This window comes from Bifidobacterium sp. wkB344 (assembly GCF_003688305.1).
Classification (GTDB): Bacteria; Actinomycetota; Actinomycetes; order Actinomycetales; family Bifidobacteriaceae; genus Bombiscardovia; species Bombiscardovia mizhiensis.
The window spans coordinates 1-13181 of record NZ_NPOQ01000009.1 but is presented as its reverse complement, the minus strand read 5'-3'; the positions used below and the strand labels follow the sequence as shown (position 1 = coordinate 13181).

Sequence of the window (13181 nt, the reverse complement as noted above, 5' to 3'; positions counted from 1 at the left end):
CAGGACTTCACCCGGCCAGGGAGCGCGCTATCCATTCAGCCATGGGCACGTCCGAAGGCAGGGTGATCTTCATGTTGGTCACACTGCCGGCCACGATGGCCACCGGTTCCTCGGGCAGGCGATCCACCACCACCCGGGTATCGTCGGTGGGATGGAAGTCGGGGTCTGCGGCAGCCAGGTCGTAGGCCTTGCGGAGGGTGCCGAAGCGGAAGGCCTGTGGGGTCTGGGCCCGGAACATGTTGTCTCGGTCGGGCACCTGACGGACCACCTTGCGATCCCCCAGATCCCCGGCCATCAGCATGGTGTCGGTCGAGGCCACGGCCACGGTTGCGGCGTTGAAAGTATCCAGGGCATCGATGCAGCCATTGATGGACTCCTGGCTGACGAAGGGGCGTACCGCATCGTGGATGAGCAGCTTGGCATCCTGGGGGATCTCCGCTTCGGCCAGGGTCTGCAGGGCCGCCTCGGTGCTGTCCATGCGCTCGATGCCGCCCTGAATGACCATGCGGACCTTGTCGTAGGTGTCATCGCCCACGATGGCCTCGACAGCCTCCCGCACCCGATCGTTGACCACGACCAGAATGTCGGTGACCCGGGCATTGAATTGGAAGGCGTCAATTGACCAGGTGATGATGGGTTTGCCGCCCACCTGCACCAGCTGCTTGGGGTTGCTCTCGTCAAATCGAAGGCCCAGCCCGGCCGCCAGAATCACCGCCACAACTGGCTGAATCTGCTCCTCTGGCTCGGCGTTATCCTGACTGACCTCGGACGGGGCTGCTGATGCTCTGCTCTCACTCATAAACTCAACGGTACTCACGCGAGGACAGGAAGGGGCGCAGACCCGGTGCTATCTGCACCGAACATCTGCACCCGAGGCCTGCTCCAGCTGTCAGAAGCCAGTCAATCAACATACTGCATCAGTCGTCGGCCAGGATAAGGGCCAGCATGCGCCCCTCCCCCGCCTTGCTGGCCAGCGAGGCCCGGCGGTGGGAGTACCAGAGCGGATTCTCCAGGGTACACAAGGGTCGGCGCAGGTCCTCAAGACGCCTCGACAGGGAGGGGCCCTCATTGTCATGGCTGCAGAGCTCTTCCAGATCCGGATCCTGGCAAAGGTAACTGGTGGCAGCAGCGACCCGCGGGGTGGAGTCAACGATACGGGTCACTCCTGCCGCCTTCAGTTCCATTCTGGCTGCAGCGGCGATGTCGATGGCGATTCCGCCGAATCGGCATGGTCCGGATGCGCCAGGGAAGCGCTTCTCGAAGTCATCAGCCAGGTTCGAACACACCTGATAGCAGTCTGCGCAGATCCTAGGCCCCAGCGTTGCCACGATCCTGGAGGGGTTGGCGCCCTTGTCGGCCATAGCCTGGACTGTGGCTGGAATGACGCCAGCCACCAAACCACGACGACCGCAATGTGCCGCACCCGTCACGCCGGCCTGGGGGTCGGTCAGCAACACAGGAAGGCAATCGGCCGCGAAGATGCCCAGGGCCAGGTCACGACGGGTGGTCACCTGCGCATCGGCTTCGCAGCGCCCCTGGGGCTGACCCTGGTCGGCGTCCCAGACCCTGGCTGAGTGAACCTGATCCACCAGGACCATGGGACGGTCCAGCTGGCGGCCCAGGGCCTGACGGTTGGCAGCCACCGCCTGCGGGTCGTCGCCCCCCTTGCCGCCGAGATTCAGCTGGGCATAATCGCCCGAGGAGACCCCGCCCAGCCTGGTGGTATAGACCACTTTGATCCCAGGCGCCAAGGCTATGGGAATGGTGACTGGGATCGGCCGGCCCTGATCGTCCAGTGACGGCAGGGGACTGCTGTCCAGTAGGGTCCGTTCCCGATCCCAGGCTTGGCCCTGATCGCTCTGGGTGCCCTGCTCTCTTGGTTCAGGCTTGGGACTCATGCAGTCGCCGCCCGGTTCAGGCGGTCCATCTCGTCCTCGCTCAGTTCCATGTCAGCCGCCTGTAGGGAATCCAGAATGGTGGCCGCCCTGTGAGCCCCGGGAACCACAAAGACGTTGCTGTTCTGGGACAGTTCCCAGGCCAGGACCACGCGCTGGTGGGAGACACTGCGCTCCTGAGCCACCTGCCGGAAGGCATCATAACGGGTTTCGTCCTTGGGCGCTCGGAAGCCTCCCAGGGGGCTCCAGCAGACGAAGGCCAGACCCAGTTCAGCCGCATGGTCCAGCTCCTGGCGGGAGCTGGTGAAGGTGGGTGAGAACTGGTTCTGCACGGCTACGAGATCATCGCCCAGAATCTTGCGAGCCAGGTCCATCCGCTCAATATCTACGTTGGAGACACCCAGGGTCCGGGCCACGCCCTGCTTGGCCAGCTCAGCCATGGCCTCCAGCGACTCCTGGTAGGGCACCTGTGGGTCAGGACGGTGCATATAGAGCAGGTCAATGGTGTCCACGCCCAGGGCCTGAGCGGACTCCTTGGCGTGCCGGATCAGGCTCTCCGGCCGACCATCCACAGCCCAGGTGGGTCGCCCGTCAGTGAAGTTGCGGTAGTGCCCAACCTTGGTGGCTACCAGCACGTCCTGACGGGGGCCCTTCCAGGAGTCCAAAGCCTGGCGAACCAGTCGCTCGTTGGTCTGTTCGGGGCCGCCCGATTCGTAGTATGACCAGGCGGTATCCAGATGTCGGCAACCGGCATCCAGGGCCTGGTGGATGACGTCGATGGCCGTTGCCTGGTCCGGCTTGCCCTCGATGGACAATCCCATGCAGCCCAGTCCGACCGCTGTCGTAGTAAAGGGCCCCAAGGCCCGCATCGACGATGTCATGCATGTACTCCCGTCTTGTAGATTGAGGCCGGCTTCGACACCGCCGGCTCCCCATCGAGCTTAGCTTGTGGCCCAGTATCAACGACCGCCGAAGGAACCACCACCGGAGCCGCCACCGGAGCCGCCGAAGGAACCACCACCGGAGCCAAACCCACCAATACCACTGTCGGAACTATTGCCGCTGGCCTGGCCGATCAGGCCGCCGATCTGTTCGAGTCCCTGGGTCAACTGAGTACCCAGATCAACCACCCCGCCTTGGCCAAGCATTGAATTTGCAGCCAATGCTTCAGGGCCACTCACGGAGGAAGCCACCGGAACATTCTGGCTGTAAGGCAGGAAGGTACAGTAGAGCAGGCTCCCGCGCGCATTATTATTCAGCCAGTCGAAGTCGGTCAGTTCAGGGCTGGCCTGTGCCAGCTGAGCGACAACCCGGTCACTTATACCGAAGGCCGCAGCGTAAACCAGGTAGCGGTCCCAGAGCACCAGATCCTCCACGCCCCGGTGGCTAAAATCGCTGAAGTCCAGCAGATAGCGCCGAAGCCCTGACACCTGACCAGCCATGAGCTGTCCATTCCTGCTGAGCACTTGCCAACTACCATAACGAATGGAGAATGCTGCAACAGCCACCAGAAGCACGGCCAATGGCGCACGTACCAGCACGGTGCCCGGTAGGAATCCAGCCAGCAGGATGAAAGCGGCCAAGAGCACGGCCAGGAAGGGCAAGACCTCTATACCATGACGATAGGCACGCAGGTCAGCATTGTTGGTCTCATACTTGACGGCCTTGTCGAAAGCCTCCAGATAGACCTTGCCATGATTAGCTTCGGTGCTGGAGAAGAGAGCAATCATCTCGTACAGGTCGAAACGTTCATCCTTGGACCCCATCAGAGCGGAAGCACCTTCCAGCATGGTCAGGCAGGCTTCCTCGCTTAAGGACAGGGCCAGGGAGGCTCGATCCTGACTACAGACCGGATTAATGACCACCTCCATGGACTGCCGTTTGCCTTTGTGGAGCAGCGAGCGCATCACCTTAGTCAGGGAACCTCCGCCGGAATTCGCCCGGTCCTTATACTTGACCGGAATCAGAGCGATGGCCCGCTTGGAGGCCAGGGAGAGAATGGTGGCTGACAATTGCCTGCCAATAGGGGATTCTCTGGTCAGCATCAAATCGTTGATAACAGCGGCCACGGCCGGTGACAGATCAGGAGGCTGACGGTAGTAGATAATATCGCCTCGGTACTGGGAGTCTCCATAGGTGCGGAAGGCCTGCCAGAGCATCACTACAATCAGCGCGATAGCAGCTAAGACGGTCAGTACACCAGCCAAAAGTCCGATCCGCGCCCGTCTGGTCTGCTCGGCGTGCCAGTGCTCATACTGCTGGCGCTCCTGCTTGATGATGCGGTCACGCGCCGGTTGAGAGTCGGTCCTGACCACGGAGGAAACCCTCTTCGCATCGAAGAGAACCACCAAATCCAGATGCTGACCTGGCCCGATCTGGTCAGCTGAAAAGTGGATACGGCTGTCATCGCCCACCTGGTAGGAACCCTTGCCAGCGAAATGGAGCCAGGCCTTGGCATCCTTGTCCTTCTCTGTTCCTATAAGCTTGGGAAGCCTGACATCAGCGCTCATATGCTCGACGGAAATCTGGTTGGTGTCGCCCACGGGCTCCCATTGGAATTCAGCCACATCGGGATGGGCAGTAGTGACACCGTGGAAGGTCATGTCGATGCGGAAGCGCCGACCTGAATCCTCGGCAATCTGCGGAATGTTCCAACCCAGCTCCACCTGACACCGGTCCCCCTGGGCGCCGCAGGCGGATCCTTGGTCCGAGTCGCCCGGCTTGTAGGATTCCAATCCTGAGTCCGAGACTGTGCCCATATACCAGGTGCCAGCCATGGTCTTATCCCAGTCGGGAACCTGATCGAGGTTATCAGGATCCGTCGGCGGATCGGCTTGCCTATATGTAGAGCCATTGGTCAGGTCGCGCACGCTTATGTCACTGATGCCCGTCAGCCGGTCAGGCTTGATCTGATAACGCTGGTAGAGCTCCCTCCAGGGACGTTTGTCGCCGTTGTCGTCCTCACGGGAGTTCATGGTTACGGTCAGGTCCTGACTGATGCGCAAATCGCCGTTATCCAGGACCTGGACATCATAGTCCACTGAATCGTATACCAGGTCCGGCCAATTCTTGTTGAAGATAAGCAGAGCAGCGACTATGCACGTCACCAAGGCTGCCACCAAAGCCAGTGCCAAGGCTCGGAAAAAGCGGGAAGTGCTCCAGGAGGGATGGCCTGAGACCGGTTTCCCAGAGGAGGCCGCTGGGGCGTTCACTGTCCGAAGTCCACTACGGGCGCCTGGCGGCTACCCTCGTCAGCCTGGAAGTACTGGGCCTGACGGAAGTGGAAGAGGGATGCGATGATGTTTGAGGGGACCGTCTCGATGCGGGTGTTGAACTTCTGAACCACATCATTGTAGAACTGCCTGGCGTAGGCGATCTTGTCCTCCAGGTCCTTGAGCTGACGCTGCAAGTCCAGGAAGTTCTGGTTGGCCTTGAGCTCAGGGTAGGCCTCCGCCCGAGCCATCAGAGTGACCAGGGATCGACCCAGCCGCTGCTCAGCAGCGGCACGGGCCTGCATCTGGTCTCCGCCAGCCGTCTGGGCCTGGGCCACGTCGGCGCGGGCCTTGGTCACCTCCTCCAAGACGGTGGACTCGTGTGAGGCGTAGCCCTTGACCGTCTGGACCAGGTTGGGCACCAGGTCGGCACGCTGCTTGAGCTGGACGTCAATCTGGGCCCAGCCATTGGCGACCCGGTTGCGCAGGTTGACCAGACCGTTGTAGATACCGATTCCCCAGATGACCAGCAACACGACCAGCAAAACGATGATGATGAGCACGATCATTGATACGGACATGCCATCATTCTCTCACTAAATTCAGAAGAGACAAAAACGGGACCCCGTCCAATGGAACGGGGTCCCGGCATCAGTGGGAATCAGTCCTCACTGTCGAAGGGATCGAAGTCCCTGCGCACGCGGCGACGAGGGCGCTCTGAGCGCTCCTCCCGGTCGGCCCGGTACTCGTCATAGTGCTCGTCGGCAGCGTAGCGCGGATTCTCCCTGCGGCCACGGTAGCCGCCACGTCCGGAAGAGCGACGCTCATGACGACCGCCACGGTCGCCACGGCCACGACGCTCGCCACGGCCACGGCCACCACGATCATCGTCATCATCGCGGGAGACCCGACGACGATCGCGACGTGAGCCACGGTCCTCGTCCTCGAACCAGTCTCCGCCATCCTCATAGTCGCGGTCGCGGCTCTGACGACGGTGCCGGGGACGATCCTCCTGATCCTCGTCGTCGTAGTAGCGATCATCACGCTCGGAGCGGGAACGGCGCGGGGCCTCATACCGATCCTCGCGCTCTGAGGAACGGCTGCGGCGATCACGACGATCACGGTCACCACGTCCGCCGCGCTCACGACGATCGCCACCACGGTCACGACGATCTCCACGACCACCGCGATCACGGCCACCTGCGGACTCCTGATCCTCGAAGCCGGGGATGGCCAAAGAGATCTTGCCGCGGTCGTCCACACCCTGGACGATGACCTCGACGGTGTCGCCCTCCTTGAGGACGTCCTCCACAGAGTCGATGCGCTCGCCGTTGGCCAGGTTGCGGATCTGCGAGATGTGCAGAAGCCCGTCGGTGCCAGGGGTCAGATTGACAAAGGCGCCGAAGCTGGTGATCTTGACCACCTTGCCGTTGAAGGTCTCCCCCGCCTCGGGCACGTGCGGGTTGGCGATCTGGTCGATGACCTCCTTGGCCTTGGCCGCTGCCTCGCCGCCCTCAGAGGCGATGTAGACCGTGCCGTCGTCCTCAATGGAGACGTCGGCACCGGTGTCCTCCTGGATCTGGTTGATCATCTTGCCCTTGGGTCCGATGACCTCACCGATCTTGTCAACCGGAACCTGGGTGGTGATGATGCGCGGCGCATAGGGGCTCATCTCGGCAGGCCCGTCGATGCACTCGTTGATCACGTCGAGGATGGTGGCCCGGGCTTCCTTGGCCTGCTGCAGGGCGGCGGCCAGGATGTCGGCGGGGATGCCGTCCAGCTTGGTGTCCAGCTGCAGGGAGGTGATGAACTCGGAGGTGCCGGCCACCTTGAAGTCCATGTCGCCGAAGGCATCCTCGGCACCCAGAATGTCGGTCAGGGTCTTGTAGGTGGGCCGACCGTCGACCTCGCCTGTGACCAGACCCATGGCGATGCCCGCCACAGGGGCCTTCAGAGGCACGCCGGCAGCCAGCAGGGACAGGGTGGAGGCGCAGACGGAGCCCATGGAGGTGGACCCGTTGGAGCCGATGGCCTCGGAGACCTGACGGATGGCGTAGGGGAACTCCTCGCGGCTGGGCAGAACCGGGATCAGCGCGCGCTCGGCCAGGTTGCCATGGCCCACCTCGCGGCGCTTGGGCGAACCCACGCGGCCGGTCTCGCCGGTCGAATAGGGCGGCATCTCGTAGTTGTGCATATAGCGCTTGGTGGTGGGGCCGGACAGGGCGTCGATGGTCTGCTCCATCTTCAGCATGTTCAGGGTGGTGACGCCCAGCACCTGGGTCTCGCCGCGCTGGAAGAGTGCGGAACCATGCACGCGGGGCACCACGTCCACCTCGGCGGACAGGGTGCGGATGTCGCGCAGGCCGCGGCCGTCGATGCGGTAGTCCTGGGTCAGGATGCGGCGGCGGACGATCTGGCGCTGGAGCTCTTTGAAGGCGTTGCCCAGCTCCTTGTCCTTCTCGGCCTCATCCATTTCGGTGAACTCGTCAGCCAGGGCCTCGCGGACCTTCTCCTTGATCTCGTGGATACGATCCTGGCGGGGCAGCTTCTCCGCGATGGAGAGTGCCTGGTCCAGGTCGGCGTGCGCCACCTGGTCGATGCGCTCGTAGAGCTCGTCGGTGTACTCAGGGAAGAGCTGGAAATCCTTGGTGGGCTTGGCAGCCTTGGCCTTGAGCTCGCTCTGGGCCTCACACAGAACCTTGATGAAGGGCTTGGCGGCCTCAAGACCTTGGGCGACCACCTCTTCGTCGGGCTTGATCTGGCCCTCGTCATAGATAAGGCTCCAGGCGTTCTTGCCGGCGCCTGCCTCGATCATGGCGATGGCGACGTCCCCGCCCTCGACCACACGGCCGGCCACGACCAGCTCGAAGACGGCGCGCTCGCGCTCGCTCCAGCGGGGGAAGGCCACCCACTGGCCATCGATCAGGGCCAGGCGCAGACCCGAGACCGGCCCCTCGAAGGGCAGTCCGGAAATCAGGGTGGAAGCAGAGGCCGCGTTCAGGGCCAGCACGTCATAGGCATCCTCGGGGTTGACAGCCAGGATGGTCTCCACGACCTGGACCTCGTTGCGCAGGGTATGCGGGAAGAGGGGGCGCAGGGGGCGATCAATTAACCGGCAGGCCAGGATGGCCTCGTTGGAGGGCCGACCCTCGCGGCGGAAGAAGGAGCCGGGGATCTTGCCCGCAGCGTACATCTTCTCTTCCACATCGACGGTCAGCGGGAAGAAATCGTAGTTCTCCTTGGGGCTGGACCCGGCGGTGGTGGTGGACAGCACCATGGAATCGTCATCGAGATAGGCGGCTACTGCCCCATCCGCCTGCTGGGCGAGACGACCCGTCTCGAAGCGCACCGTGCGCTTGCCGTATGATCCGTTATCGATCGTGGCTTCTACAGCCGTGATTTCGGGACCCTCCATAGGGTTCCTCCTTTTGTTTACTGCTTGTTTACTACCTGATGTCAGGATGCTCGGCATCAATTGACTGCCGGAGATCCTTCTACTTCGGTCTGGTCCTGCCGAACCCCATGTCCGGCTATCTTCATTCCTTGCGGACCAACCTTGCATTTCAATTCAGCACCATCTTCTACAACCCCATCCCGGGGTTAACGGTGCCTGGTTCAGTCATGCAAAAGCGCCCGAGCGCTAGGCCCGGGCGAAAGCATGCATATTAGTGGCGTAGTCCAAGACGCTCCACCAGGGAACGGTAGCGGTTGATGTCCACCTTCTTGAGGTAATCCAGCAACCGGCGACGATGGCCGACCATGAGCAACAGGCCGCGACGCGAATGATGGTCGTGCTGATGCTGCTTGAGGTGCTCGGTCAGGTCGGAGATGCGCTTGCTCAGCAGAGCCACCTGGACCTCGGGGGAACCGGTGTCACCCTCGTGGGTCGCGTATTCCTTGACGATTGCCTGCTTCTGCTCACTCGTAAGAGCCACGGCTCCTCCTCTTGCATTCTTCCGTTACGCGGTGCACCAGCCCTATGCTGAAGCGCTCTCGATCCGCGGGCGAAACACGCCAAAAGTCCATTATACACATTTTGCGGACCAAACAAACAGCGACGGAATCAACAAAATGAAGGAAAGCATAACGACAATTTGATAAGCGCCAAGGAGGAATAAGTCATTTCACTCCGATGTAGCGAAGATGTCGCACTGTGTTGCACGAACCGACCGTGATTTACCGTGTAGTCCTACCATAGGTTGTTAGAGAAGTTGAGGGAATGTAACTTCATTCATCCACCAAAGAGGGCACCTAATGAAACAATCCGAGCAGAACTCCATCAAATCAGAAAATATCATTCTTCCTTTGGGATCCGTGGTGAAAACCAGAAGAGACCCGGGTACCCTGCTAGTTATCATCGCCCGCGCTCCGTTGACAGTCATGCATGGAACAACGGGTTACTTTGACTATGGTTCCGTACAATTCCCGTATGGCATGACTGATCCGGCCAAGATCGTTTTCTTCAACCGCCAAGACGTGACGGAAATAGTGTTCATGGGATATATCAACGCCGAGGAACGATCCTATGAACGAAGGTTTGATGAAGTCACCAAATCAACCTCCTACCCCCACCTTCATCTCTGATTCAGTTACCGGTCACATAGGACATACTCGATAAAAGGGATAGAGGGGAGAAGACCAAAAACGACCTTGACGGATGCGTTAATGAAGCAACCGCCTAGGCTATGCAACTGAGCACGTTGAACCGCTCTTTCATGGTCGGCGATTTTCTTTCTGGCGGTTTTTAATCAATGAGCGGCATTGCTGATTCCTTCGGCACATACTGACAACAGGCAGCTACCCAAGATGCTATGGCTCATGGCCTGATCACTGCCTCTGGTGGTGTTATCGGTGCTGCAGCATGAGCTGCCGCTGGAGCAGTTGTGGGATTCAATCGCCCCTGAACCAAGTACGATTGTAGGAGGTGGAATTGGTTTAGCCGTAGGATACCTCGGTACAGTAGCCGGCAACGCTTTTTACGACGATTCCGTCAATCGCGGGAATGGAGATGGCAGTGGGGCCACATGAAGGACAATCTATGGTAGCTTTCCCGCTGTCTCCCGCATTGCCATGTGCGCGGCTCGGATTGAAACCAGGGATGATATTAGTGGGTGCGTACTGATGGTGTACCTATTGATAGATGTCGTATTAGGCTCTCCGGCGATGCTGGTCTGGTTGTTTGTGTTGATGTCGTTCAATGCGTGGAGGTCGAGGCGGCTGATGGACCGCGTCCTGGCGCCCTACCTCCTGGCGCGGGGCCTGTGCCTGCAGACCTTCCAGGGGTATGTGTGGCGGCGGCGCGGCAGGATCGGCCGGCCCCGGCCCGGGCAGGTCCTGCCCCTGGGCTCGCTGGTCGTCCTGGCCGACGGGCCTGCCACCGTATCCGGGGCCTACAGAGGCACCGGATGGTTCGACGGTCTGGGAGAGGACGGGCTAGTGGTCCGCCTGGTCGGCCAGTATGTGCAGCCACCCGAACAGGCCGCCGGGTCATCCGGTCCATGGTACGCGGGCAGGATCTGCTCCGTGGGCGGCCTTGCCTGCGGACCCGGCGTGGTCCCCGGCGACGACGCCCCCCTGCCCGAGGTCGGCGTCGGCCACACCCCCGACCCCGACCTGGTCATCTTCACCCAGGACCAGGTCAGCCTTCTGGCCTGGAAGGGGCCCGACAACCCCGTCACCAGGCTCCTGCGCGCCCGCCAGGTCCGCGCCCTCGCCCGCGACCACCGGCGTGAGGACCAGGTTCGCCGCCGGGCACGGCCGACACCGAGCTGGCACGCCAGCCGCCCCGCATGGTGGCGCTACGAAGCCATCGGCTTCCTGCCCGACCGGTTCACCCGCGTCTACTGGGACCGCGTCCGCAACCAGCCCGTTAAGGCCCCCATGCGCTACCGGACCCCGGAAGCCAGGGAATACAACAGAAGACACTACTCCGTCCCCTTATCCATCATCGCGCTGATCGTCATCATCTTCATATCCGCCTTAAAAATAGCCCGCGCATGGCACCGCTTCGAACCGTACCATCCACTCCAGGGCGGCGATGTCCTCCTGGGCATGCCCCGTCGGACCACAGCGATCGTCAGCTGCGTCCTAGGCCTCGCCATCGGCGTCGGCGCATGGGTTTGGGCCACCCACCGGCAATTCCCCCAACACCAAATGACCCCGGCCAGCAGCCGCGAACTCCAAATCGCCCTCGACAATTACTGGATCGGCATGCGATACATCACAGGAACTACCATTCCCTACACCATGCATGTCCTCGGCTACAGCGTTTACATCCTGGTGCCGCTCATGCTCCTCACTGATTTCTTCACCCTTCCCGAATGGGTCCATACCCTCATGGGCTGGCCCTTCGTCGCTCTGTTTGTGACCTGCGGGAGCCTAGTCATCATAGATACCTCCTACGCCGAGCGGATAGCCAAACGCCTGGATCGGGAATTAGCCGAGTAAAGCCCATATGCATCAGCCCCCCCTCCCCCGTGATCAATTGCGCTTTGGTCTTACGTTCGCACCTCTTGACAGCGTGCGGACAGGAATCAACCCAAAACCACAACTGACAGTTACCGACACCCATCGTGCAGCATATTCTGGTAAATTCAGCGATCCTATGATTCATGCCGCGGTGATGAGGCCTCCGAAGAGGACGATGGCGATGGCAATCAGTTCAATGATGAAGAACATGGACAGTGCCGACCAGCTGTGAGTCAGCGTGTTCCAGGGGGAATCCTTGCGCACGCAGACCAGGATAGCCACAAAAATAACGGCAAAGACCGCCACGCCCAGCCCGGCCGCGATGATGCCCAAGTTGGCCGCGTTGGCCAGGATGGCCTGATGCTGATAGACCACGAAGGTGCTGTACCAGAAGTTCATCTTGAGCAGGCAGAGGCCGGCGATCAGCTGTTCGGCAGCCAGGCTCAGCACGAAGACCACCCGCCAGAACCAGGAAGACGACTCGATGATGGACATGCCGATGCCCATAAAGGTCAGCACGGTCACCGTCCAAGCAATCAGGGCAATGCCGCGCGGATCCAGAACCGAGGCATAGTGGAGCACGCCCTGGGTATGGTTGATAGCCAGCGAGCGCCCATATCCATAAGGAATGACGATGGCCAGAAGGACCGCCAGTGCGAAGACAACCCAGCGGACCGGGCGAGCACGGCGCTGCTCAATCTCAGCCAGGGAGTATTCAGAGTCCGGAATGGTCGCCTCAGGATGAGCCGAAACCTTGTTCACTGCGGTCGCCTCATCCGGGTGCGGTTGCACGACTGAGGAACCCGTTGCCTCGCTTCTGCCGGATTCCGCGCCATCCGCATCGTCGAATTGCTCCATCGGCGACCACACCTCCAAGTCCGCTACTCGTGGACACATCGCCTACAAGCTTATACCGGGCGGCGCACCCGCGCTTAAGAGCAGAAAGTACAATTCGCAAACACTTGGCATACAGGCAATAGCAGATAAATGGAGTCATCCTGAAAGCGACACAGCCCACCCACACAGAAGCGAGGAACACCTGATTTCGGCGACCAAAAATGCTGCAGGCCCAAAATCATCCCCCATGTGCCCGAGGAGCACCCGGGCCGCGTCTTCTGACCAGCCGATCATGCGCATCTGAAAACCATGACAATCCGTGTTCAAACACCGTGCTAGTCATATACAAAGCAGACAAAACCCTCAATCAGGGCACACCAATGCGATTACTCCGGCTGGAGAGAATCAAACACTCATGTTCGAACTATGAAGCGGTTATGGATTCTCCCCGGCGCTCCAATAGTGATTCTTTTACTGATTGCAGCAGCCTGTGGAGCTTGGTGAGCGAATCAGTCGAACTGCCTGATGCCGATGACATCACGGAAACTCACATACTCGTCACCGGGGCCGCAACCTGTACCGTAATTTGTACCATAGTAGACGCGATCCGACTGGATCATTCTCCTATCCTCATCATCCAACGAATCCCAGACCCGGCGCTCGGCTTCATCCATTTTCTCGGTGATGGGATGCCTCGACGCATAACTGTCGATCAGATCCTGGGGGATGTTGTCATGAGTGGTGCAGGCCTTATCCTTGGTTGCCATTT

General features: G+C 60.7%; 11 protein-coding genes. 2 read left to right on the top strand and 9 right to left on the bottom strand.

Annotated features, from left to right (window positions below):
• Nucleotides 1–7: 7 nt before the first annotated feature.
• From CI601_RS01465 to rpsO, 7 genes are all read right to left on the bottom strand, one after another.
• Nucleotides 8–799 (bottom strand): 2-C-methyl-D-erythritol 4-phosphate cytidylyltransferase, encoded by a 792-nt coding sequence (locus tag CI601_RS01465; RefSeq protein WP_024626829.1) that lies wholly within the window; start codon nucleotides 797–799, stop codon nucleotides 8–10.
• A gap of 118 nt (nucleotides 800–917) precedes the next feature.
• Nucleotides 918–1898, bottom strand: a complete 981-nt coding sequence (locus tag CI601_RS01460) for a polyphenol oxidase family protein (protein ID WP_024626830.1) — start codon at nucleotides 1896–1898, stop codon at nucleotides 918–920.
• On the bottom strand, nucleotides 1895–2776 hold the full coding sequence (locus CI601_RS01455) for an aldo/keto reductase (protein WP_024626831.1): 882 nt from the start codon (nucleotides 2774–2776) through the stop codon (nucleotides 1895–1897). The genes CI601_RS01460 and CI601_RS01455 overlap by 4 nt, the downstream gene beginning before the upstream one ends.
• A 78-nt stretch (nucleotides 2777–2854) precedes the next feature.
• Nucleotides 2855–5002, bottom strand: coding sequence for a DUF2207 domain-containing protein (locus CI601_RS01450; protein WP_183129705.1), 2148 nt, complete (start codon nucleotides 5000–5002; stop codon nucleotides 2855–2857).
• Nucleotides 5003–5103: 101 nt separating this feature from the next.
• Nucleotides 5104–5688 (bottom strand): LemA family protein, encoded by a 585-nt coding sequence (locus tag CI601_RS01445; RefSeq protein ID WP_024626833.1) that lies wholly within the window; start codon nucleotides 5686–5688, stop codon nucleotides 5104–5106.
• Between the two features lie 80 nt (nucleotides 5689–5768).
• Entirely contained in the window at nucleotides 5769–8522 is a 2754-nt protein-coding gene (locus tag CI601_RS01440; RefSeq protein ID WP_121914063.1) for a polyribonucleotide nucleotidyltransferase, read from the bottom strand.
• A gap of 250 nt (nucleotides 8523–8772) precedes the next feature.
• Nucleotides 8773–9042: a 30S ribosomal protein S15 gene (rpsO, locus tag CI601_RS01435; RefSeq protein ID WP_024626835.1), complete on the bottom strand. Its 270-nt coding sequence runs from the start codon at nucleotides 9040–9042 to the stop codon at nucleotides 8773–8775.
• Between the two features lie 319 nt (nucleotides 9043–9361).
• On the opposite strand from rpsO, the gene CI601_RS01430 reads away from it, so the two are divergent.
• Together CI601_RS01430 and CI601_RS01425 are read left to right on the top strand one after the other, a co-directional pair.
• Entirely contained in the window at nucleotides 9362–9691 is a 330-nt protein-coding gene (locus CI601_RS01430) for a DUF4176 domain-containing protein (protein ID WP_121914062.1), read from the top strand.
• A gap of 636 nt (nucleotides 9692–10327) precedes the next feature.
• Nucleotides 10328–11554 (top strand): hypothetical protein, encoded by a 1227-nt coding sequence (locus CI601_RS01425; RefSeq protein WP_121914061.1) that lies wholly within the window; start codon nucleotides 10328–10330, stop codon nucleotides 11552–11554.
• Between the two features lie 162 nt (nucleotides 11555–11716).
• Here the strand turns inward: CI601_RS01425 and CI601_RS01420 are convergent, their stop codons facing one another.
• The gene (locus tag CI601_RS01420; protein WP_121914060.1) at nucleotides 11717–12433 is read right to left on the bottom strand and encodes a hypothetical protein; all 717 of its coding nucleotides are present in this window, start codon (nucleotides 12431–12433) and stop codon (nucleotides 11717–11719) included.
• A gap of 488 nt (nucleotides 12434–12921) precedes the next feature.
• Nucleotides 12922–13179: a hypothetical protein gene (locus tag CI601_RS01415; protein ID WP_121914059.1), complete on the bottom strand. Its 258-nt coding sequence runs from the start codon at nucleotides 13177–13179 to the stop codon at nucleotides 12922–12924.
• Between the last annotated feature and the right edge of the window lie 2 nt (nucleotides 13180–13181).